Origin of the sequence: Nocardia sp. NPDC019395 (assembly GCF_040632335.1) — a bacterium.
Classification (GTDB): domain Bacteria; phylum Actinomycetota; class Actinomycetes; order Mycobacteriales; family Mycobacteriaceae; genus Nocardia.
This window is the reverse complement of sequence record NZ_JBEYBT010000002.1, coordinates 386,851-409,485: the sequence shown is the minus strand read 5'-3', so window position 1 is coordinate 409,485 and position 22,635 is coordinate 386,851. Positions and strand designations below refer to the sequence as shown.

Genomic DNA, 22,635 nt, shown 5'->3' with positions numbered 1-22,635 from the left:
GTCGGCTACTATCCGAATGCTGCACCGAAAATACTCCCCACGGCGCCCTGTGTCCTCTTGAGCACAGCGAAAGCGATCGCAGTCTCCTGTCCCGAGGTAGTTGCGCCACCTGTGGCCTGCAGAATCTTATGGGTCGCATCGGTGATGCCCGAGTTGTCGAGCTTTGCTCCCAGCGATGTGTTTTCGGTCAGCTTCGTGGCGACCCACCCCGGGTTGTGCGCCGCCGCGCTCCAGGTACTGGACATTCCGGCAAGCCGCCCTACGTCCTCCACGCCGGCGATTCCCGCCCATGCCGTCTTCCCCAACGCGCTCGCGCCGGGCACGACACCCACCGCGTCACCGGTCACCGTTATCCATGCCTTCAGATCACCCGACATCAGGTCCTCACGCATCTGCTCGTCGGTCAGGTCCAATGCCAACGCACCAGCACTGCTGACCAGAGCGATCCCCAGGGCGATACCAGAGATAGGGGGTGGTGTACACAACGCCAGAAGGCCGGACACCGCGGACACAATCCCCAGCGCGGTGTGGATTCCTTCACGGTGCTCATCGATCCACTTACCGATCGCCTCGACGGCGTCGGTGATGCGGTCCCAGATGCTCTTGTCCGGCTCGCTGGGGGCGAAATCCTTCGCCGCGGCATCGAGCTCGGCGGCTACGCGTTTTGCGACATTGCCGTGTTCGGTTTCAAGGTCCCGTGCACGGGCCATGATCGAGTCCTGGATTCCCATCCAGTTGTCCACAGCTACACCGGCAGCGTTGACCCGCGCGGTAGCGGCATTGAGCCGGTTCTGGGCGGCTTGTACCGCGGCCGGATCATCGAACTGCTGCTTTGCCAAAGAAAGGTCGGGGTTGGCATTGGCCTGCTGAAGCTCGGTAGCGGCCTTGCTGAGCTCACCGGCGGCATTCGCCGCCTCCTGGTCGAGTGCTTTGGCCTGGTCCCGAAAGCCCGCTAGAGCGGTGTTCCACTCCGCAAGGAGTTCTACTGCGCGCTCCAACGATTTCTGTGCGTAGCCGAGGTCCTGGGCGAGGGTGGCGTCGAAGTGGCTGCGGAACGCGTCACCTGCTTCTCCGCGCCAGACATCGTCGTTGCTATTGCGCAGCCGTGACAGGAGATCGTTGGTTTCGCGCACAGCCACAGCCGCGTTGTTGATGCGGTTCGTGAGGCCGGTGACGTCGTCGGGGACACCGGGAACAGGGTTGTGTCCCAGGTTCGGATACGGATTGTCGGTCATTACTGCCCGCCTTCGGTGGTGACCGGAGTGCCGGTAACCTGACCGAGGGCCTGTGCGGTGGAGTGATCGACGGCCTGATAGGCGGCGACACACTGGTCCACGCCGTCGGCGGTGACCTGGGAAAGTTCACCGATTCGCTGGACACCGAAATGCCAACGGCGTTGGAAGCTGTCCGCGGCGTCATCAAGGGTCTGGGTGCCGATACTTGCGATACCGATATCAGCCATTGCCTTCAACGCATCGTTCAGGACCTGCTGCGAGTTCTTCAGAGCAGTGGCGGTCTTGGTGAGCACATCGATATCGACCTCGAGCGGCCCCGGCACCTCGCCCCCCTAGAAATCAGATTGGTCAGCCTGGCGAACGTATCATCCGCACCTTCCACCACGCCGGGACGGTCAGCCGTATCGATGCCGCATGGCGGACCGCTATGAGTCCGACCGGACCTGCATGGATCCGCCCTCCGAGCGGGACCGTTCGGCACGTCGTAAGCCGAGACGAGTTCCGGTATTCACGGCAGCGGCCGGGTAGAGTCGACCCGGACCACGAGTGGGGAGGCTCAATGCTCGACGTTTCGCATCTGGTGCGCCGGTTCGGCGACAAAACTGCCGTCGACGATGTGTCGTTCAGCGTGGAGCCGGGGGCGCTCACCGGGTTCGTCGGCGGTAACGGGGCAGGCAAGACCACGACCATGCGGATGATCATGGGGGTCCTGGCGGTCCACGGCGGTGAGGTGCGCTGGGACGGGCGTCCGGTGACGATCGCCGATCGCCGGTCGTTCGGGTACATGCCGGAGGAACGGGGGTTGTATCCGAAGCAGCCGGTGCGGGATCAGCTGGTGTATCTGGCTCGGTTGCGCGGGCTTTCGGCCGCGGAGGGCAGGCGGCGGACCGCGGAACTGCTGGAGCGGTTCGGGCTCGGGGATCGAGGGAAGGACAAGCTGGAGTCGCTGTCGCTCGGGAATCAGCAGCGGGTGCAGATCGCGGCGGCGGTGGTGGCGCGGCCGTCGGCGTTGGTGCTCGATGAACCGTTCTCCGGGCTGGATCCGGTCGCGGTCGATTCGATGGCGGAACTGCTGGCCGAATACGCCGCACAGGGTGTGCCGGTGCTGTTCTCCTCGCATCAGCTGGATCTGGTGGAGCGGCTGTGCGATCGGCTGGTGATTCTCGCGAACGGACGGGTTGTCGCGCAGGGCTCGGCGGCGCAACTGCGGGAGGCCGGTGCGCTGCGGTATCGGCTGCGGGCCGGTGCGGACACCGGCTGGTTGAGTGAGTTCGCCGGGGTGAGCGTGGTCGAGCGCAACGGGTCGGGGGTGCTGCTCGAGCTGACCGGCGCGACCACCGACGAGGTGCTCACCGAGGCGCTGGCGCGCGGGTCGGTGCGGGAATTCGCCGAGGTGCGGCCGTCGGTCGCGGAGATCTTCCGGGAGGTGACGGCATGATGGACAACCACGAGAAGGCAGCGGACCCCGCGCCGCGCGGAGTGTGGCGGATCGTCACGGAACGTGAAGTACTGGTCAAGCTGCGCGACCGAAACTTCCTCATCTCGACGGTCGTCACGATCGTGGCGATCGTCGCGTCGCTGGCCATCAGTGGGTTCATGAGCGGGCGCACCGAGACCGTCGATATCGCGGTCACCGGGACGGACGCGAGCCAGGTGGTGGAGACGGCCGACGGTATGGCCGAACTCTCCGGCGGTGATGTCACTTTCGCCACCCATCCGGTCGCCGACCTCGCCGCCGTCGAACAGCAGGTGCGCGACGGCGAGGTCGAAGCGGGCCTCGTCGCGGCACCCGAAGGGTGGCGGCTCATCGGCAAGGAATCGGTGAACGACGACGTCAGCACCTATGTGACGACCGCCGCCCAGCAGCTCGCGCTACAACGCAACGCCGAGGCCGCGGGCACCTCGCTCGAAGAGCTCGGCCGCGGCGGCCAGGTGACCTACGACGTGCTGGACGAGTCGACGATCGACCCCGCGTTCGCGAAGATCATGACGTTCGTGTTCGCGTTCCTGTTCTATGTCGCCTCGCTGCTGTTCGGAATGTCCATCGCGCAGAGCGTGGTCGAGGAGAAGCAGAACCGTATCGTCGAGATCCTCGCCAGCGCGATTCCCCTGCGGCAGTTGCTGATCGGCAAGATCGTCGGCAACACCGTGATGGCGTTCGGGCAGCTCGTCCTGTTCGCGGGCGCGGGTCTGGCCGGGCTGGCGGTGATGGGAAATACCGAGCGCATCACTCAGATCGCCGGTGCGGCAGGATGGTTCCTGGTCTTCTTCATCGTCGGGTTCCTCGCCCTGGCCAGCCTGTGGGCGGTCGCCGGCTCCCTCGCGACCCGTAACGAGGACCTGCAGTCGACCTCCACCCCGCTGAGCATGCTGATCATGATCGTGCTGTTCCTCGGCATATTCGCCTCCGGCACGGCGCAGACCGTCGCGTCCTACGTCCCGATCGTCTCCATTGTCACGATGCCCGCCCGCCTCGCCGAAGGCACGGCCGCCTGGTGGGAGCCGCTTGTCTCCCTCGCTGTCATGGCGGCAGCCGCCTACGGGATCGTGGTCGTCGCGGAGCGGATCTATCGCCGCTCGCTGATGCAAACGCAAGGGCGTCTGACATACCGCCAGGCACTCAGCGTCGAGGATTGACACGGCCAGGTCTGGGAAGTATCCGAGCTGTCCCAGACCGGGAGACGGAATAGAGTGCCGTCCGAAACTCATCGGTGAGCGGTGAAGGAGTACCGATGACGAGAACCACCCCACCTCGGCCGGTCGATATCGCGTCGGTATTTCCGGAGCTGGCTCCGTTGGTGCGGCAGGCAGTCCGCCTGCACCCCCGTCCCGGCCAGCCCACCGTTCACCAGAGCTCCATCGGAGGTCCGTTGCTGTGGCCTGCCGACGAAGAATGGCCGGTCTGCACGGAAGAAGAGCACAGCGATTCGGAACTGCCCAACTCCCTTGCCGCCGTCCGCCGGCGGCGGGCGATGCTGGAAGAAGCCTGGCTTCGGCACCACGCTACCGGCCAGGACCTCCTCACCTCCGAACAACGGGCGTACCTGGCCGAACTCGAAGCAGGGCATCTCGAGCACGAGGAGCCGAATGCGCTGCTCCCGGTCGCTCAGCTCTACGTCCGCGATATACCCGGACTGGCCGGCCCCGCGGGAACGGACCTTCTGCAAGTGCTGTGGTGTCCCCTGGATCACGATATGGTCCTTCCCGCGGCCCACCTCGTCTGGCGCGACTCCGGGAGCGTCCGTGATCTGCTCGTCGACCCGCCGGAACCCGCCGATGTCGACCACTACGGACTGTACGTTCCCGAGCCGTGCATCCTGCATCCCGAGGTCGTGAGCGAATACCCGGCTCAGCCCGAATGGCCGAACGAACTCGCGGAGCGACTCGACAACTGGGATCCCAGCCACCGGTCCGAAGCCGACCAGGAGCAGGAAGACAGTCCCGAGTCCGCCTACGACGAGCACTGCGTCGCTCCCGGGTGGAAGGTCGGCGGGTGGGGTCCGTGGAGCTTCATGGACCCCTGGCCGATGAAATGCGAAGTCTGCGACGCCGAGTACCGGCCGCTGCTCACCATCAGTACCGGCGAATGGGACGAGGGAAGCCGCAGCTGGATTCCACTCGAAGACCGCGAGCCCACCGCGGACCCCATCGGGCTGCGCGAGCCATGGAACCCACCGATGGTGCAGATCGGCCGCGGCTACAACATGCAGATCTACACCTGCCCCACATCCTTCGACCACCCGCACCTGGAAGTCATGCAGTGAATTCCGCAGGAAAGTAGTAGCGGATACCCGCGACCCGGCCTGGTCCGCGAGGCGAGGAAAACCTCGCGGCCATCACCGGTCCGTGTCTTTCGGATGACGAGGGGATGCATAGATGAGCCAGATGGTACGACTGTCGTCGTCGATGACGTATCGAACACGCCCGCTACCGGTGACCTCGTACTCCCGCTGTTCGAGGTCGACGCCGTTGTGCCTGTGGGTTCCGAGATCGCCGCGGAGCCGATGTTGCCGGTCCGGGTCGGCTCGCGAGCGCGGGTCTGTACGAAGGGATTCGAAGCAGCGACGAACGTTGGGTAGCACAAGCCGGCACAGCTCCTCCCAACCACGGACGGCATCGGTGGTGCCGAAACGGATCTCCCATTGATCGTCGGGCACAGGTACGGTCACGCGATCGCCGCGTTTGGGGCTCATACGCCGAAATCCACTTCGCCGAAATCGCCCTCGGTGGGGACCTGAGCCGCCCGGTAGGCCGCGGGATCCGCCTTTATTCGAGCTGTTGCCCGCCAACCCGCGAGGGTTTCGCGAACCGCCGGGTCCGCATCCAGTTCGGCGGCGTCAGAAAGTACTTCGGCCAGCTCTACCGTGAATTCCTTGGCCTCTTGCTCGGAGAGGTGGCGCACCCAGGGAAAGACGTCCGGCATCGCCAGCATCAGAGTACGGGCGGATCGGTCGTGTTTGAGGAGCGCGAGGAACAACCGGGAAGCCGCTGAAAGCGACTCGTCGCGTAGATCCTGCCGGTCGGCCGCGGTCAGGTAGAAATCCACCGCATCTCGGTGGGTGACCCGCACCCGGCCGAGCCGGGTCGCCCGCTCGGCGACCTCTTTTGGATGCCGCGACAGGTCGGAGAAGGTGACGTGGTCGTCCGCAGTCGAACTCACGTACCGAATAACTCAGAACACGATCTGAATACAGTGGATGGGCGGTCGGAATCAGATCGGAATGATGCGGACAGTCGGACCGCACAGCATGGACATATCGTCGGCATCGCTCGTCAGCATCACGACGGGAAGGGGCTGACGCGAGGCCATTTCCGCGACGACAGCGTCGAGGGCGTACTTGTGGCCGTGAAGCCCGGTATCGAGGAGCAGAGCTGAGGCGGTTCTTGCTGTCGCCTCATCGACGTGTTCGATCCGAATCCCGGACAACAGCCAGTTCAGGCGCGCACGATCAATTTTCCGGTGCGTTGCCTCGATGATGGTCAACGCACTGATGACGATCTCCATGCCACGAGCCCGTGCCTCTCCTACCAGCGCGACTACCGGCGTGGAGTCGTCGACCAGGCGAGACAGGCCTTGACAGTCCAGGACCACAACGCCTTGCTGTGGAGTGCTCGTGCGGCGGGACGCGGATGTGTTCAGCCTGCCGTGGGCCATTGCCCCGGCTCGTCCAGCGCACGATCGAAAGCTTCCCTGGCTCGCTGCCGTTCGCCGGCGGGCAGCGGGCCGGTGCGCTGCTCGTAGTCGGCGAGGTACTCATCGAGGAGCAGACCACGCAATTCACGCTCTACCGCCGAGGCCACGAACGAGGAGAATTCCCGTTTGCCCACGCGCCGGCGGATGGCTTCGGCGGTGCCCTCCGGCAGCGACAGGCTGATCCGCGTCGCGGGCCCCTCTCCGATACCGTGCTCCAATTAGGAATCCGGCGGCCGGTCCTGACCCTGAAGCCGACCACCGAACACCCCCGATCAGAGCACTCGGCCGTATCGGGTATCACAGACAGCGGCGATATCGCGGATCAGCCTGGCGAACAGTTGCGGTTGCGCGAGCGGCAGATAGTGGCCGGCCCGGGGCACGACGAGCAGGCGGGACCGGGCTGCGGCAGCGGCGAACTGCTGTTCATGGGCACGGAAATGGTCGCGACTGCCGTTGAGCAGCCATACGGGGCCGCTGCACCGGCCGAGTTCCGTGAGCGGATCGAACGACCCGACGGCGCGGACGACATCCGGAATGACCTCGGTGGCTATCCCGCCCTCCCCCACGGCGGAGGCGACCCGGATCGGGAGGACAGCCTCGAACATCCGGTTGCTGACCCGCTCGCCGCCGTCGCGCCGGGCCGAGAGGAACAGATGGGCCAAACGGAAGGGAACTGTCAGGCCCCTGTTCGGCACGGAGGTGGAACCGGCGACCACCAGACCCGCCACCTGCTCGCCGAGCTCTGCCGCCGCCGCGATACCGACATACCCACCCAGCGAATGTCCGACGAGCAAGGCGCGGCCACCGGCTTCTTCGACAGCCGTTCGCACAGTATCGACGGCGGCACTCATCGTGAAGGATTCGCCGCGGCGATGGCCGTGACCCGGTAGATCCACGGTGACCACCGGGCGTTCGGCACCTATTTCATCGGTCACGCAGATCCAGCATCGGCCGCTCAGCCGGATGCCGTGCACCAGGACCACGGGAAGCGTCATGAAAACCTCCAATTTGCAACGCGACGTTGCGTTGTAAAAGTAGCGGGTCGATCGACTCAACGCAACGTTGCGTTGTATTGTCGCGGTATGGATATCGCCTCCGACGGGAACACAAGTGGCCGGCCGCGGCGTGCCGATGCGATCTTCACCGCCACCCTGGAACTCCTCGCCGACAAGGGGTACGAGGGGCTGACCATGGAATCAGTCGCGATCCGCGCCGGGGTCAACAAGACAACGCTCTACCGGTGGTGGAAATCCAAGGACGAAGTACTCGCCGCCGCGCTCACCGATTCGGAGCTCCTCACCTTCGCCGTACCCGATACCGGCAGCCTCCGTGGCGACCTCATCGAAACGAGTCGCGGCATCCACGAACTGCTCACCGGTACCGCAACCGCACCCATCGCCGCCGCCGTCCTGGCGGCGGCACCGCGGCGCCCCGCACTGGCCGCCATCGGCCGGGCCTTCTTCGCGGACCGCGCCGAACGCGAACATCCGATCTTCCGCCGGGCAATCGACCGCGGCGAACTGCCGGAACAGGCCGATCCTCGATTGATGATGGATATGCTCGCGGGCGCCATCTGGTTCCGGCTGTTTCTACGCGCCGAACCGGTGCGTGACGCGGACCTCGCGGCGGCAGTCGATCTGGTCCTGGGCGGTGCCGCGACCGGCTGACGGCACGGGTGAGTTCGCCGCCGAGCGTTCGGAGCCGACGGTTCCGGACCCATACGACACGGCAGGACTGCCGGATTCGGTTATTTCTTGCGACCCATGGCCGCGTAACCCGCGGCGGGCGGCCGGGGCGCACCGGTCGGCAATTCGGTCACTTCGTCCGGGAGCGAAGGCTTTTCCCCGGCATACCAGTTCTCGATCGCGACGATACCGGGCTCCAGCAACTCCAGGTCACGGAAGAAGTGCGAAACTCCCCGGTGGTCGCGGGCCTCCATCTCGATACCGCTCTGGCGGTACGCCTGCACGGTGCCCTCGACCATGGCCGGGTCGAAATCGGTGGTCAGATGGGTCATCACCAGATACGACCCGGACGGCAGCGGAGCGAGCAACGTATCGACGATGTCGTAGATACGCTCGCCGGGAACGAAATGGCACAGCGCGATAAGGCTCAACGCCACGGGCTTGTCGAAATCCAGGGTTTCGCGTACCGCCGGATCGGACAGAATCCGTTCCGGGGCAGTCAGATCGGCTTCGACATACTGGGTCACCCCCTCGGGCGTTCCGACCAGCAGCGCCCGTGCGTGTGCCAGGACGATAGGATCGTTGTCCACGTAGACGACCCGCGCGTCGGGCGCGGTTTCCTGGGCGACCTGGTGCAGATTCGGTTCGGTGGGGATTCCGGTGCCGATATCGAGGAACTGCCGGACTCCCAGCCCGCTGAGATGACGCACCGCCCGCACCATGAACGCGCGATTGTCCCGCGCCACACCCCGGACCGAGGGAATGGCCTGCTCGATTTTCGCCGCGGCCTCCCGATCGGCGGGGTAGTTGTCCTTACCACCCAGGAAGTAGTCGTATATGCGGGCGCTGTGGGCACGATTCTGCTCGAGATCCACCGAACCTTTGTGTGCTGCCACGAGTTACTCCTCACTCCCGCGATATTGTCGCTCCGACGAGTTAACCACTCCGGTCCCGATCGCAACCCCACTCGTGGCCACAAATGTTGCCAACGCGGCGATTCGACAGGCAGATGCAGGGGCGTGTACCGCCAGGCATTCGAAGTCGAGGTCTGACCACCCCTGAACCCCCGGACCTCCGGACTCGGCGAGACCGGGTACGCGCGGCAGATCTTTCCGGCCGTCGCCCTGCCCGGCGGATCGTCGCAGGTAGAAGGCTGGGCCGGGTACGCTGCACGATGGGTCTTGCCTGACCAGAGCGGATCGCGATAAGCAAAGGGGTCCTCCCGCACGATGCGGAAGGACCCCTTTCAGCGCTGTATCAGCGAGCCGCTCAGGCGGTTTCGGTGATCGGCCGGTCGACCCAGCTCATCAGGTCGCGCAGCTTCTTACCGGTGACCTCGATCGGGTGCTCGGCGTTCTGCTTGCGCAGCCCCTCGAGCTCCTTGTTGCCACCCTCGACGTTGGCGACCAGGCGCTTGACGAAGGTGCCGTCCTGGATGTCCTTGAGGATGTCCTGCATCCGCTTCTTGGTGTCGGCGTCGATAACCCGCGGGCCCGACAGGTAGCCACCGAACTCGGCGGTGTCGGAGACCGAGTAGTTCATCCGGGCGATACCGCCCTCGTACATGAGGTCGACGATCAGCTTCAGCTCGTGCAGCACCTCGAAGTAGGCCATCTCCGGGGCGTAGCCGGCCTCGACCATGACCTCGAAACCGGTTTTGACCAGTTCCTCGGTGCCGCCGCAGAGCACGGCCTGCTCGCCGAAGAGGTCGGTTTCGGTCTCTTCCTTGAAGGTGGTCTTGATGACGCCGGCGCGGGTGCCGCCGATGCCCTTGGCGTAGGACAGCGCCAGGGCCTGGCCCTCGCCCTTCGGGTCCTGCTCGATGGCGATGAGGGCGGGCACACCCTTGCCGTCGACGAACTGGCGGCGGACCAGGTGGCCGGGGCCTTTGGGGGCCACCATGCCGATGGTGATCTCGGCGCCCGGCTTGATCAGGCCGAAGTGGATGTTGAGGCCGTGGCCGAAGAACAGCGCGTCGCCGTCCTTCAGGTTCGGCTCGATCTCGCTGCTGAAGATCGAGGCCTGGGCGGTATCGGGGGCGAGCAGCATGATGACGTCGGCCCACTCCGAAACCTCGGCGGGGGTGCCGACGGTCAGGCCGGCCTCTTCGGCCTTGGCCCGCGATTTGGAGCCTTCCTTGAGACCGATGCGCACCTCGACGCCGGAGTCGCGCAGGCTCAGCGAATGCGCGTGCCCCTGGCTGCCGTAACCGATCACCGCGACCTTACGGCCCTGGATGATCGACAGATCGGCGTCGTCGTCGTAGAACATCTCGACTGCCACTTGGTGGTATCCCTTCTGACTATTCGAACCCGCAAAGCGCGGGAAACGGTAAACGAGGCACGAACGACGGCCGGGCGCGGGGTGCGCCCGGCCATGGGTTCAGCGGGTGGCGGTGATGGATTTGGGTCCGCGGCCCACGGCCACCACCCCGGATTGCACGATCTCCCGGATGCCGTACGGCTCGAGCATCCGCAGCAGGGCGTCGAGCTTGGAGCGGGTACCGGTCGCTTCGACGGTGAGGGCGTCGGGCGACACGTCGATCACCTTGGCGCGGAACAGGTTCACCGATTCGATGACCTGGGTGCGCACGCTGGCGTCGGCGCGGACCTTGACCAGGATCAGTTCCCGGGCCACCGAGGTGCCCGGATCCTGCTCCACGATCTTGATGACGTTCACCAGCTTGTTGAGCTGTTTGGTGACCTGTTCGAGCGGCAGATCGTCCACGGTGACCACTATCGTCATCCGGGAGATCTCCTTGACCTCGGTAGCGCCCACCGCGAGGGATTCGATATTGAATCCCCGCCGCGAGAACAGGCTGGCCACGCGGGCCAGCACGCCCGGCTTGTCCTCGACCAGAACGCTGAGGGTGTGTGTGGTGCTCATGCGGGATTCCCCTCGGACTCGTTCTGCTCGCGGGCCATGGCCTCGTGGATAACAGCCGGTTCGGCGGCCTGCTCGTCCTCGTCGAACAGCGGGCGGATACCGCGGGCGGCCATGATCTCGTCGTTACTGGTGCCGGCGGCGACCATCGGCCACACCTGAGCGTCCTTGCCGACGATGAAATCGATCACCACCGGGCGGTCGGTGATGGACTGGGCCTCGCGGATCGCGGCCTCCACATCCTCCTGCTTCTCCACCCGGATACCGTGGCAGCCCAGCGCCTCGGCGAGTTTCACGAAATCGGGGATGCGCAGGCCGTGGGTGTTGAGATCGGTATTGGAGTAGCGCTGGTCGTAGAACAGGGTCTGCCACTGCCGGACCATGCCCAGGTTGCCGTTGTTTATCAGCGCGACCTTGATCGGCACACCCTCCACCGCGCAGGTGGCGAGTTCCTGATTGGTCATCTGGAAGCAGCCGTCACCGTCGACAGCCCACACCTCGCGGTCGGGCTGACCCATTTTGGCGCCCATGGCCGCGGGCACCGCGTAACCCATGGTTCCGGCGCCGCCGGAGTTCAGCCAGGTGCGGGGGTTCTCGTACTTGATGAACTGAGCTGCCCACATCTGGTGCTGGCCCACGCCCGCGCAGTAGATGGCATCGGGCCCGGCCATCCGGCCCAGGGTCTCGATGACGTACTCCGGGGAGAGCGCGCCGTCCGACGGCGCGGTCCAGCCCAGCGGGTAGGACTCGCGGACCCCGTTCAGGTAGGTCCACCAGGCGGCCAGATCCAGGTCGATACCGGCCGGATCGGTCCGCAGGGTTTCGATGAGCTCGGTGAGCACCTCACGGCAGTCGCCCACGATCGGCACATCGGCGTAGCGGTTCTTACCGATCTCGGCGGGGTCGATATCGGCGTGGATAACCTTCGCGTCCGGGGCGAAGGAATCCAGCTGGCCGGTGACCCGGTCGTCGAAACGAGCGCCGAGCGTGATGAGCAGATCGGATTTCTGCAAGGCGGCGACCGCGGCCACCGTGCCGTGCATACCCGGCATACCCAGGTTAAGCGTATGGCTGTCGGGGAACGCGCCGCGCGCCATCAGGGTGGTGACCACGGGGATACCGGTGAGTTCGGCCAGCTCCAGCAGTTCGGCCGAGGCCTCGGCCTTGATGACGCCGCCACCGACATAGAGCACGGGGGCGGTGGCCTCGGCGATCAGCCGGGCAGCTTCGCGCACCTGCTTACCGTGCGGTTTGGTGACCGGGCGGTACCCGGGCAACCGCATCTCGGGCGGCCAGCTGAAGGTGGTCTGCTCCTGCAGCACATCCTTCGGGATATCGACCAGCACCACACCGGGACGGCCGCTCGACGCCAGATAGAAGGCCTCGGCGAGCATCCGCGGGATATCGATACCGTCTTTGATCAGGAAGTTGTGCTTGGTGATCGGCATGGTGATGCCGGAGATATCGGCTTCCTGGAAAGCGTCGGTGCCGATCAGGCTACGACCGACCTGACCGGTGATCGCGACCATCGGCACGGAATCCATCTGAGCGTCCGCGATGGGGGTCACCAGGTTCGTCGCGCCCGGACCGGACGTGGCCATACAGACACCGACCTTGCCGGTCGCCTGGGCGTATCCGGTGGCCGCGTGCCCCGCGCCCTGCTCATGACGCACGAGCACATGGCGGACCTTGGTGGAATCGAAGAGCGGGTCGTAGACAGGAAGAACCGCGCCGCCGGGAATCCCGAATACGGTGTCGACGCCGAGCTCCTCGAGGGAGCGAACGACGGACTGCGCGCCGGTGACCCGCTCGGGCGGGACCTGGCGGCGATTCGCCGGGGTGGTCGGAGCACCCGCCGGGGCCGGCGGGTTGGAAGGCGCGGGCTTACGGGCCGCGGGCCCGGGCCTGGTAGTTGGTGCGCTCACCGTCTTGGTTCCTTACTGCTTGTCGTTCACTGGTCCCGACATAAAAAAGCCCCCGACAGCCGGTGGCTGTTCGAGGGTGGCGCGTCGCAGTGCGAGCTGACGTATCCGGATCGTCTGGCTCAGCGCTGGACGCGCCGGCCGATTACGAGCAACTCGATTCGATTCACGCGCATGACGGTATGTGTGCGTGTGGTGCAGAGTCAAACAGCTGACCGCTGTCTTCCCATTATGTGAGAAGGTAGCGGCTGCTCACGCCCGTTCACCGTGATGCGAGGATGGTGGTGTGTCATCACCGCATCAGTCCGTGCCACCTCCTGAATCGTCCCATATCTCCGCGGCCGCGGAGGTAACGGGTGGGGATACGGCGCCGCCGGGTCCGACGCGTGTGATCCGCACGACACGGCTGGCATTCCTGAGTGTCGTGATCTCGGCACTGTGCGTGTTCTTCCCGATCGTCGGCTGGCCGGCCGGGCTGTTCTGGCTGGCACTGATCCCGATCTGGGCGGTCGTCTGGATCCTGCGGACACAGACCACGGTGTCACCGCGCGGTCTGGATCTGCGCACGATGCTCTCCTCCCGGCATATCGGCTGGGACCGGGTGCGGGGCGTGAGCATCCCCAAGCGCGGATATGTGCGCGCACATCTCGACGACGACACCGAGGTGCCGCTGCCGGCGGTGAGCTACGACCGGCTGCGCGATCTGGTGGACGCGTCCGGTGGGCGAATCCCCGATCCCTTCGCACTCCCCGATTCCGACGCGGCCGCCGAGCCCGCGGACGAGAAAACCGGCACCGAGCCCGCAGGCGAGAAAACCGGCACCGAATCCGCGGGCGACGACTCCGGCGCCGCGGACTCCCGCCCCACCACGGCCGATACCGATCCCGAATCCACTTCCGAGCGGGAGTAGCCTGAGGAAACGCCGATCGCACCGGAAGCGGTTCCGTGCCGCCGGGCGATACGGCGAAGTCGCAATTCTCAGCCCCCGCGACCAGACCGAGGACACCCATGCCACCGCTTCGCTCACGTACGACCACCATCGGCCGCAATGCCGCCGGCGCCCGCTCCCTGTGGCGGGCCACCGGGATGACCGACTCCGATTTCGGTAAGCCGATCGTCGCGATCGCCAACTCCTACACGCAGTTCGTTCCCGGACACGTGCACCTCAAGGATGTCGGCGAAATCGTGGCGGCCGCGGTCCGGGAAGCGGGCGGGGTACCGCGCGAATTCCACACCATCGCGGTCGACGACGGTATCGCGATGGGTCACGGCGGCATGCTCTACTCGCTGCCCAGCCGGGAGATCATCGCCGACTCCGTGGAGTACATGGCGAACGCGCACACCGCAGACGCGCTGGTGTGTATCTCGAACTGCGACAAGATCACCCCGGGCATGCTGAACGCGGCGATGCGGCTGAACATCCCCGCCGTGTTCGTCTCCGGCGGTCCGATGGAGGCCGGTAAGGCCGTGGTCGTAGGCGGCGTGGCGCAGGCGCCGACCGATCTCATCACCGCCATCTCGGCCAGCGCCAACTCGGCGGTGACCGACGAGGGTCTCAGCGAGGTCGAGCGCAGTGCCTGCCCGACCTGCGGTTCCTGTTCGGGCATGTTCACCGCGAACTCGATGAACTGCCTCACCGAGGCGCTGGGTCTGGCACTGCCGGGTAACGGCTCCACGCTGGCCACGCACGCGGCGCGGCGTGCGCTGTTCGAGCGGGCCGGGCGGGTGATAATCGATATCGCGAACCGCTGGTACCGCGAGGACGACGAGTCGGTGCTGCCGCGCAATGTCGCGAACGAGAAGGCATTCCGCAACGCGATGGCCCTGGATGTGGCGATGGGCGGATCGACCAACACCGTCCTGCACACCCTGGCCGCCGCGCAGGAGGGCGAGATCGACTTCGACCTGCACACCATCGAAGAGATCAGCCGGAAGGTGCCGACCCTGTCGAAGGTGGCGCCGAACTCCGACTATCACATGGAGGATGTGCACCGCGCCGGCGGTATCCCGGCGATCCTCGGTGAACTGCGCCGCGCCGGGCTGCTGGAAACCGATGTGACCACTGTGCACAGCCCGTCCGTGGACGAATGGCTGGACACCTGGGATATCCGCTCGGGTAAGGCGTCCGAAGAGGCGCTGGAACTGTTCCACGCGGCCCCCGGCGGCGTGCGCACCACCGAACCGTTCTCCACCGACAACCGCTGGTCGTCACTGGACACCGACGCCGCGGGCGGCTGTATCCGCGATATCGAACACTCCTACACGGCCGAGGGCGGTCTGGTGGTGCTGCGCGGGAATATCGCCGTGGACGGCGCGGTCCTCAAAACCGCGGGTATCGACGAGGAACTGTTCTCCTTCGAAGGCCCGGCCGTGGTGGTGGAATCCCAGGAAGAAGCGGTCTCGGTGATCCTCGGCAAGAAGATCCAGCCGGGCGATGTGCTCGTGGTGCGCTACGAGGGCCCGGCCGGTGGACCCGGGATGCAGGAGATGCTGCATCCGACCGCGTTCCTGAAGGGTGCGGGCCTGGGCAAAGTGTGCGCGCTGATCACCGACGGCCGGTTCTCCGGCGGCACCTCCGGGCTGTCGATCGGGCATATCTCGCCCGAGGCGGCCAGCGGCGGTGTCATCGGCCTGGTGGAGAACGGCGACCGGATCCGGATCGATGTCTCCACCCGCGCCCTCGAGGTACTGGTCGACGATGCGGTCCTGGCGGAACGCCGCGCCAAGATGGAGACCCGGGAACGGCCGTGGCAGCCGGTGAACCGGGAACGCCCGGTCACTACCGCCCTGCGCGCCTACGCGGCCCTGGCCACGTCCGCCGACAAGGGTGCGGTCCGGCACGTGCCCTGATCGAGCCCCGGAGATACGGAAGGCGTCCCACCCGAGTTCGAGTGGGACGCCTTCCCGTCTGTCGGAGGGTGCGCGGACCGGGATATCTTCGGATCGTGGCTGTACGCGCGAATGAGCTCGAGGCGTTGCGTCGTGGACTGAAGACGTTCTGCTATCAACTGCTCGGCTCGCCGTTCGATGCCGAAGACGCAGTACAGGACACAATGGAGCGAGCGTGGAAAGCCCGGGACTCGTTCGATCCTCGCGTGGGGACACTGTCGACGTGGGTTTTCCGTATCGCACGCAATATCTGCTTCGACCGGCTGCGCGAGGCGCCCCGCAGGCCGCTGCCGCGGGATCTGCGTGAACCCGGTATGGAGGTCGGGGCGCCTCTGGTCCCCGCGTTCGACGTGCCCTGGTTGATGCCGGCTCCGACGGACCGGTGGGAAGACTCGGAACCCGAGGGGTCGGCAGTCCGGGCCGACACCGTTCGTCTCGCCGTCACGGCGGTGTTGCAGGCCTTGCCACCGCGGCAGCGGGGCGTGTTCATCCTGCGCGACGTGCTCGGGTACTCGGCGAACGAGACCGCGGCTGTCCTCGAGACGACTGTGCCCGCTGCGAACTCCGCACTGCAGCGTGCTCGTACAGCAGTGCGTGGCGGGGTTTCCCGCCACGCTCCGTTGCGGCTCGAGACAGTGCGGCGATACGCCCGGGCGATCGAGCAGGGAGATGTCGGCACGTTGGTTACCCTCGTCGCAGACGATGTGGTGTTCGAGATGCCGCCCGTGCCGCAGTGGTCGATCGGGCGCGAAACATACGCTGCATTTATGTCGACGCTCTTCGATCGACGCGGCACGCAGTGGGAGACGCGACCCGTTACCGCCAACGGCCAGTTCGGCATCTTGCTCTTCCTCCGCACCGATGCCGGACCGGTGCCACATACGGTGCAACTGTTCGACGCGGACCCGGCGGGCGCGCTGATCGGACATGTCCTCGTCTACCAGGACCCGCGGCTTTTCGATCTCTTCGAGAGGAGTCGCGACGAGGACCGATGAGTTCGACGCCGCCCATCCGTAAACCTGGTGAACCATTTTCCTGCCGGGTGGCGCGATCGGTACGCGCCCGGCAACCGACACCAGGGAGCACCATCATGGGACGCATAATCGTCGCCCAGTTCATCACCCTCGACGGCGTCGTCGAAGACCCCGATGGATCCGACGGCACCTCGTTCGGAGGATGGGCGTTCCGGCACGGACGCCACTCCGTCGCTGGAGACAAGTTCGCCTACGGCCCGATTCTGCAGACCGGCGTGTTCCTCTTCGGTCGCAACACATGGCAGCACTTCTCGGCGCTGTGGCCAGGACGCGACGACCCGTTCGCGCAGGCGCTCAATGCTGCCGATAAGGCGGTCGCGACCCGCTCGGGAGTCGACCTCGGGCGGTGGCAGAATTCGCGCGTGGTCACCGACGACGTGTACGAATGGGCACGGAAGACCGCGGCCGAGCGTGACATCGCCATCATCGGTAGCGGCTCGCTCGTCGATCTGTTCCGTGACGCGGGAGCGGTCGACGAGTACCGGCTGCTCATTTTCCCCAGCGCGACGGGCGCCGGACGGCGCCTCTTCCCGGACGGCTCCCGACTCGATGTGATCAGCACCGACCAGGTCGGGCCGGGCGTACTCCTGATCGGCACGCCGGCCTCCTGAGCGGAGCTCGGCGGATCACCATCGCCCGGCGCACGGACGCGTCGATGGCGATCTCCTCCGGCAAGGGCGTCGTCCGGCGCGTACCTTGACCGGCCTGGGACAACAAAGGCGGCGCCCGCTCGTATTCGAGCAGGCGCCGCCTCATATCGGGGCGGCACTTATCGAGACCGCGCCTCCAGGTGACCCTTGTCGATCAATCGAACGGACCGATACCGGTGAGCGGATTACCGTCCTGCAGATACCAGTAGGTGAGTATCGCGGCAGCGAACGCCAGGACGAGAACCACGACGGAACCGGCGCCGGGGCGAGTGGCCCAGGTGCGGCCGCGGTCCAGCGCCCAGCGGCCCGGACCGGTGAAAATAATGGCGATGGCGCCGCCGGCCAGAATGGTGTCCATTTCGACCGCGGTATCACCTGTGGAGTACTGGAAATCCGGGATCATCCCCTGCTTCCACATCCAGGCGTCCAGGATCACCGCGAGCACCGCGCCGGCGGCCAGCGGGGTGGCCAGGCCCAGGATCAGCAGGGCACCGCCACCCACCTCACCGGCGGTGAGCATCGCCGCGGCGACGGACGGGTGATCCCATCCGCCCTTCTCCATCATCTCCTTGGTTCCGTCCAGGCCCGGACCGTCGAACCAGCCGGCCAATTTCTGCAGGCCGTGATACAGGAATGTGCCGCCCACTACGAGGCGCAGGATGAACAGACCGAAATCGAGGGTGCCGCGCCGGCCGTCTCCGTTCCGGCGGCGCAGCTCGCCCGTGGGCTGGGTACCCGAGGGCGGAATACTCGCGTAGGTGTAGGTGCTGTCGTCGGTCCCCGTGCCTCCGGGGCCGACCGGACCGGGGGTTTCGCCGGGTTTGTCACCCGAGCCGACCGATGCCATCGCCGGTATCTCCTTGGTCATGGCCACTCTGGGGAACTGGCCGGTCGGTGAATCGTAAGGGCTGTGCACCCCGCCCGCGGTTGTCGACACCGCGCGCTGTTCCGCGGTAGACAGATTCCCGGGCCCCGCCGAGGGTCCGGACCCGTTTCTCGCCTTGGCACTCACACCTCAACAGTAGGCCGACAACGGGCTGCGCACCTCTCTGAAACAACGGCGTGTCCGAGCCATCGCGCGACCGGCCGGTGTCGCGTTCACACCGTGGCCTCCGGACCGGGCGGGCGCTTCGTTCGGCGGGGGCATGGCGGCACGGGCGGAGACATTTCCACTACGTTGGGACGTTATGAGGTCGGTTGGCGCACGGCGCGTGACGGTGGGGCTCGTACTCGCGGGGTTGTTGCTCGGCGGGTGCGCGCGATTCGATGATTCCGCGTCCAGTCCGTTCACCGAGGAACCGACACTGGACGCGGCGGAACTCGAACCGACGAAACCGAAGCAGAGCGAACCGTCGACCACCCGCCCGAGCGGACCGTGTATCGACCCCGACCCGGCCGTGGTGGTCAGCTGCCTGGACACCACCGGCGGACTGGTGGAGATGGGCGGCTACGCACTGGTCGCCGAGCGCCGCACCGGGCGCATCCTGAAGGTGACGCCGGAACAGCCCCCGGTCGAGATCGCCCGCGTCGACGTCGATCCGGCCGGAGACGGCGGATTGAGCGATATCAGTGTCTCCCCCACCTATCACGAGGACGGGCTCCTCTACGCCTACGTCACCACACCGAGCGATAACCGGGTGGTGCGCGTCGCCGAGGGCGGCGGCCCGCCGAAACCTGTTCTGACGGGAATCCCGAAGGGCGCCACCGGTAATCGCGGCGCCATCGAATGGGCGTCGCCGGATCAAATGCTGGTACTCACCGGCAATGCCGGCGATCCCGCGGCCGCACAGGACCCGGCCGGTACCGCGGGCAAACTGCTGCGCGTGAACAACCCGACCACCAACGGGAACGCCCCCACCGAGGTCGCGGTATCCGGAATCGGCTCGGCCGGCGATATCTGCCTCGGCGGCGACCAGATCTGGATCACCGACCGCACCCCCGCCCTGGACCGCCTCCAGCGGATCGGCCCCGACGGCGTCGCCACCACCGCATGGACCTGGCCCGACAGGCCGGGCGTCGCCGGCTGCGCCGTCACCCCCGAGGGCGTGGCGATCTCCCTGACCGACGCCAAAGCCCTCGCCATGGCCGCCCCCGACCCCACAACCTTCGCGGTCACCTCACCCCCGAGCGTCTTTCTCGCCAACAAATACGGCCGCCTGCTCGGCGCCACCCCCGCCATGGACGGCACCATCTGGGTTTCCACCGCCAACAAATCCGACGGCGGCCAGCCCACCCCCAACGACGACCGCGTCGTCCGGATCCCGCCACCGTCCGCCGGTGGTGGCGGCGGCCCCGACTAGAAGGTAGCCACCGGCCCGCATGCGGACTTCACCCCCGCTCCTCGCATGCGGCCGGTCAGCCTCGGTGGTTCGGGGCCCCTCTCGGATCTGCACGAGGCGCGCAGCGACCGAGCGGCGAGTGAAACCCCGACACCAAGGGAGCCCCGGCCCACGCGCACCAGCGCACCGAAAACACAGCCCCCACGGTGCGCCAACCTGAGCCCGCAAGATCCGCACCCCCTCCCCTCCACCACCACGCCGCCCCCACCCGCCGCCGCCAGGCGCGTTTCGTTTTCCCTACCGCCGGCCGGTCCACATCCACCCCGCCCCCGTTTCCCGCATGCGGCCGGTCAGCCTTGGTGGTTCGGGGCCCGTCTCGTTCTGGAGCGACCAGAGGGAGGGAGCGCAGCGACCGACCGCCGGGAGTGAAGAACGAGACCAAGGGGGCCCCGAACCCCGCGACGCCGCAGGCGGCGCAAAAAACACAGCACCTTCACCAACTGCCCCGCTTCCCACCTTCACGGTCCAGCTCACCAAAACACAGCCCACCCCCATAGTGCGCCAACCTTGACCCGCAAGATCCGCGCTCACCCCTTCGACCCCCACCGCTCGGCCGAACCACCGCCGTCAGGCGCGTTTGATCCTGCTACCGCCAGCCCGTCTACACCCGCCCGGAACTCCGTCGTCGACGGTTGTGACAAGAGGAAAGCATCAGTAGTCGTCGGCGGTCTCCTTACTGCGCCCCACTGAGGTGGAACCGCCACCGCCTGCCCGGATCAGGCCCGGCATACCCTGCATCACCAGTTATCGTGCCGTCATATAACGGCTCGGTACTCCTTCTTAGGACATCCGCGGCGCACAACACCCGGCCATGATGCCTAAACATCAAGCACAACAACACTTCCCGTGAATGAGAAGACCAATAGCAGGCCCCACTCATACCCCCAAAGTATCGTACCGTTATATAGCGGCGCATTAATCACGGGAAGGACCGACAGCGTCGCGCAACCAGAGCTCCGTCACACCACCGCGACGGCACCGCCGCAAACCTCGATCGGTACCGAGCCGAATCGACGCTTACACACCATGCCCCGCGGGACAGCGCTCGAACGTCAACACCTATACGGACCGCACGCCGGTCCGTTCGAATACGGCGCGCATCCCGGAGCGCGAGCGCCTCCGGGTCTCATCGGAAGGTCGCCATGTCCACGATCAAAACAAGTGCAACACCCGAAGTCGGAAAACCCAGCCGCGATTCCGGTCCGCCCACAGGCGCCGCGAATACCCCCGCCGCACCCACCGGCCCGAAGAAACTCTTCGATACCTCCCGGATGGGCAACTCACGCACGATCCTCGGGGTGGTAGCCTTGGCGATCGGTTTGATCGCGCTCGGATTCCTCTCTCCCGGACGAGTTCCCGGCGAAGGCGAGCACGTGGGCGTGTTCAGTGTGCTGCCCGCGCTGGTCACACTGGCAGTGGTCTTCGCCACCAAGAACGTGGTCGCCGCCCTGTTCCTGGGCGTCATCACCGGCGGCGTCGTCAGCGCGGAGTACAACGTCGTCGACGGTTTCATGCTCCCGGCGCTGGGCACCGTCTCGTTCGCGACGATCCTGCTCGTCTACCTGTGGGCGCTGGGCGGACTGATCGGCCTGTGGACCCGCACCGGCGGCGCCCAGGCATTCGCCGAACTGGCGGGTCGCACGCTGGTCCGCGGACCGGTCAGCGCCCGGATCTTCGGATGGCTGGTGGGAGTGCTGTTCCACCAGGGCGGCACGATTTCGACGATCCTCGCCGGCACCACCGTGCGCCCGCTCACCGATAAGCACAAGGTGTCGAAAGAAGAGCTGACCTATATCGTCGACTCCACCGCTTCCCCGGTCGCGACCGTACTTCCGTTCAATGCCTGGCCGCTGTACGTCGGAGGCTTGGTCGTGGGGACCACGCCGCTTTTCCTCACCGAGGACGACGGCGTCGCGTTCTTCATGAGCTCGATCCCGTTCAACTTCTACGCGATCTTCGCGCTCCTGGCGACACTGCTGTTCGCCTGGGGAAAGCTGCCCTGGGTCGGCGGTGCCATGAGGAAGGCGATGCACCGGGCGCGCACCACCGGACAGCTGAATGCGCCGACCGCGAAACCGATCACCTCCGACGAGCTGGTCACCCTGAAGCTGCCGAAGGACTACTCGCCCGGCGTGATCGATTTCGCGCTGCCCATGGGCGTCCTGCTCGCCGTCGTGATCGGCTCCTACGTTCTGACCGGCGAGGTACTGATCGCGCAGGGGTTCGGCCTGGCAGTGATCGTCGCGATTGTGCTGGCACTGGTCAAGGGACTCCCGCTCGGTGAGGCCATCGACGGTTTCGTGGACGGCTGCAAGGGTGTCACCGTCGGTGCGCTGGTCCTGGCCTTGGCGGTCACGCTCGGATTCGTGTCCAAACAGCTCGGCACCGCGAACTACATTGTCGAAACCACCTCGCACCTTGTGGTGGACCCGCTGTTGCCCGCCATCCTCATGGCGATCTGCATGGCTGTGGCGTTCTCGATCGGATCGTCCTGGGGCACCTTCGCGGTCGTCTTCCCGATCGCGATGCCGCTCGCCTACGCCATCGACTCCAGCCCGACCTTCATGCACCTGTGCTTCGGGGCTGTCGTCGGCGGCGCGGTATTCGGCGACCAGTGCTCCCCGATCTCGGATACGACGATCATGTCCGCCCTTGCCTGCGGTGGCGATGTCATGGACCACGTGCGAACCCAGCTGCCCCTCGCCCTGGGCGCGGCCGGGCTCGCCGCCCTGACATCCACCGGCATTGCCTTCGCTGTTCTGTGAAGGCTCTACCGGAAAACTGAACAGCGGCCCAACCCGCGC

At 66.3% G+C, this 22,635-nt stretch carries 22 protein-coding genes; 10 read left to right on the top strand and 12 right to left on the bottom strand.

Annotated features, from left to right (window positions below):
• Positions 1-8: 8 nt before the first annotated feature.
• Positions 9-1,235: a hypothetical protein gene (locus ABZ827_RS10625; protein ID WP_357235617.1), complete on the bottom strand. Its 1,227-nt coding sequence runs from the start codon at positions 1,233-1,235 to the stop codon at positions 9-11.
• Positions 1,235-1,558, bottom strand: a complete 324-nt coding sequence (locus tag ABZ827_RS10620) for a hypothetical protein (RefSeq protein WP_357235614.1) — start codon at positions 1,556-1,558, stop codon at positions 1,235-1,237. The genes ABZ827_RS10625 and ABZ827_RS10620 overlap by 1 nt, the downstream gene beginning before the upstream one ends.
• 236 nt (positions 1,559-1,794) lie before the next feature.
• Between ABZ827_RS10620 and ABZ827_RS10615 the strand changes: the two genes are divergently transcribed.
• The 3 genes from ABZ827_RS10615 to ABZ827_RS10605 all read left to right on the top strand — a co-directional run bounded on the left by ABZ827_RS10615 (position 1,795) and on the right by ABZ827_RS10605 (position 4,999).
• Entirely contained in the window at positions 1,795-2,673 is an 879-nt protein-coding gene (locus ABZ827_RS10615) for an ATP-binding cassette domain-containing protein (RefSeq protein WP_357235611.1), read from the top strand.
• Complete coding sequence (locus ABZ827_RS10610) at positions 2,670-3,872, top strand: ABC transporter permease (RefSeq protein WP_357235608.1); 1,203 nt, start codon at positions 2,670-2,672, stop codon at positions 3,870-3,872. The genes ABZ827_RS10615 and ABZ827_RS10610 overlap by 4 nt, the downstream gene beginning before the upstream one ends.
• 95 nt (positions 3,873-3,967) lie before the next feature.
• Complete coding sequence (locus ABZ827_RS10605) at positions 3,968-4,999, top strand: hypothetical protein (protein WP_357235605.1); 1,032 nt, start codon at positions 3,968-3,970, stop codon at positions 4,997-4,999.
• Positions 5,000-5,071: 72 nt separating this feature from the next.
• On the opposite strand, the gene ABZ827_RS10600 is transcribed toward ABZ827_RS10605, so the two are convergent.
• From ABZ827_RS10600 to ABZ827_RS10580, 5 genes are all read right to left on the bottom strand, one after another.
• Positions 5,072-5,428: a hypothetical protein gene (locus tag ABZ827_RS10600; RefSeq protein ID WP_357235602.1), complete on the bottom strand. Its 357-nt coding sequence runs from the start codon at positions 5,426-5,428 to the stop codon at positions 5,072-5,074.
• Positions 5,425-5,895, bottom strand: coding sequence for a hypothetical protein (locus tag ABZ827_RS10595; RefSeq protein WP_357235600.1), 471 nt, complete (start codon positions 5,893-5,895; stop codon positions 5,425-5,427). The genes ABZ827_RS10600 and ABZ827_RS10595 overlap by 4 nt, the downstream gene beginning before the upstream one ends.
• A 51-nt stretch (positions 5,896-5,946) precedes the next feature.
• Positions 5,947-6,240: a DNA-binding protein gene (locus ABZ827_RS10590; protein ID WP_357235597.1), complete on the bottom strand. Its 294-nt coding sequence runs from the start codon at positions 6,238-6,240 to the stop codon at positions 5,947-5,949.
• Between the two features lie 131 nt (positions 6,241-6,371).
• Complete coding sequence (locus tag ABZ827_RS10585; protein ID WP_357235594.1) at positions 6,372-6,647, bottom strand: hypothetical protein; 276 nt, start codon at positions 6,645-6,647, stop codon at positions 6,372-6,374.
• A gap of 54 nt (positions 6,648-6,701) precedes the next feature.
• On the bottom strand, positions 6,702-7,424 hold the full coding sequence (locus ABZ827_RS10580; RefSeq protein ID WP_357235592.1) for an alpha/beta hydrolase: 723 nt from the start codon (positions 7,422-7,424) through the stop codon (positions 6,702-6,704).
• 87 nt (positions 7,425-7,511) lie between these two features.
• On the opposite strand from ABZ827_RS10580, the gene ABZ827_RS10575 reads away from it, so the two are divergent.
• On the top strand, positions 7,512-8,096 hold the full coding sequence (locus ABZ827_RS10575; RefSeq protein WP_357235589.1) for a TetR/AcrR family transcriptional regulator: 585 nt from the start codon (positions 7,512-7,514) through the stop codon (positions 8,094-8,096).
• A gap of 80 nt (positions 8,097-8,176) precedes the next feature.
• Here the strand turns inward: ABZ827_RS10575 and ABZ827_RS10570 are convergent, their stop codons facing one another.
• The 4 genes from ABZ827_RS10570 to ABZ827_RS10555 all read right to left on the bottom strand — a co-directional run bounded on the left by ABZ827_RS10570 (position 8,177) and on the right by ABZ827_RS10555 (position 12,922).
• Positions 8,177-9,010: an SAM-dependent methyltransferase gene (locus ABZ827_RS10570; RefSeq protein WP_357235586.1), complete on the bottom strand. Its 834-nt coding sequence runs from the start codon at positions 9,008-9,010 to the stop codon at positions 8,177-8,179.
• Between the two features lie 373 nt (positions 9,011-9,383).
• A complete protein-coding gene (ilvC, locus tag ABZ827_RS10565) occupies positions 9,384-10,385 on the bottom strand; it encodes a ketol-acid reductoisomerase (protein ID WP_357235583.1) in 1,002 nt (333 codons plus the stop codon).
• Between the two features lie 111 nt (positions 10,386-10,496).
• Positions 10,497-11,000, bottom strand: coding sequence for an acetolactate synthase small subunit (gene ilvN / locus ABZ827_RS10560; RefSeq protein ID WP_357235581.1), 504 nt, complete (start codon positions 10,998-11,000; stop codon positions 10,497-10,499).
• Positions 10,997-12,922 carry an acetolactate synthase large subunit gene (locus ABZ827_RS10555; protein WP_357235578.1) on the bottom strand — a complete coding sequence of 642 codons (1,926 nt, stop codon included), beginning with the start codon at positions 12,920-12,922 and terminating at the stop codon, positions 10,997-10,999. Before ABZ827_RS10555 ends, ilvN begins: the two co-directional genes overlap by 4 nt.
• Before the next feature lie 283 nt (positions 12,923-13,205).
• On the opposite strand from ABZ827_RS10555, the gene ABZ827_RS10550 reads away from it, so the two are divergent.
• The 4 genes from ABZ827_RS10550 (at position 13,206) to ABZ827_RS10535 (ending at position 17,453) form a co-directional block, all read left to right on the top strand.
• On the top strand, positions 13,206-13,829 hold the full coding sequence (locus ABZ827_RS10550; protein ID WP_357235575.1) for a PH domain-containing protein: 624 nt from the start codon (positions 13,206-13,208) through the stop codon (positions 13,827-13,829).
• 98 nt (positions 13,830-13,927) lie between these two features.
• Positions 13,928-15,769, top strand: coding sequence for a dihydroxy-acid dehydratase (ilvD, locus tag ABZ827_RS10545; RefSeq protein ID WP_357235572.1), 1,842 nt, complete (start codon positions 13,928-13,930; stop codon positions 15,767-15,769).
• 95 nt (positions 15,770-15,864) lie between these two features.
• The gene (locus ABZ827_RS10540; protein ID WP_357235569.1) at positions 15,865-16,803 is read left to right on the top strand and encodes an RNA polymerase subunit sigma-70; all 939 of its coding nucleotides are present in this window, start codon (positions 15,865-15,867) and stop codon (positions 16,801-16,803) included.
• Positions 16,804-16,898: 95 nt separating this feature from the next.
• On the top strand, positions 16,899-17,453 hold the full coding sequence (locus tag ABZ827_RS10535; RefSeq protein WP_357235566.1) for a dihydrofolate reductase family protein: 555 nt from the start codon (positions 16,899-16,901) through the stop codon (positions 17,451-17,453).
• A 193-nt stretch (positions 17,454-17,646) separates the two neighbouring features.
• On the opposite strand, the gene ABZ827_RS10530 is transcribed toward ABZ827_RS10535, so the two are convergent.
• Entirely contained in the window at positions 17,647-18,504 is an 858-nt protein-coding gene (locus ABZ827_RS10530; RefSeq protein ID WP_357235563.1) for a DoxX family protein, read from the bottom strand.
• Between the two features lie 175 nt (positions 18,505-18,679).
• Here ABZ827_RS10530 and ABZ827_RS10525 point away from each other — a divergent pair, with 175 nt between their 5' ends.
• Both ABZ827_RS10525 and ABZ827_RS10520 read left to right on the top strand, forming a co-directional pair.
• A complete protein-coding gene (locus ABZ827_RS10525) occupies positions 18,680-19,792 on the top strand; it encodes a PQQ-dependent sugar dehydrogenase (protein ID WP_357235560.1) in 1,113 nt (370 codons plus the stop codon).
• 1,181 nt (positions 19,793-20,973) lie between these two features.
• On the top strand, positions 20,974-22,596 hold the full coding sequence (locus ABZ827_RS10520) for a Na+/H+ antiporter NhaC family protein (RefSeq protein ID WP_357235557.1): 1,623 nt from the start codon (positions 20,974-20,976) through the stop codon (positions 22,594-22,596).
• Positions 22,597-22,635 lie beyond the last annotated feature (39 nt).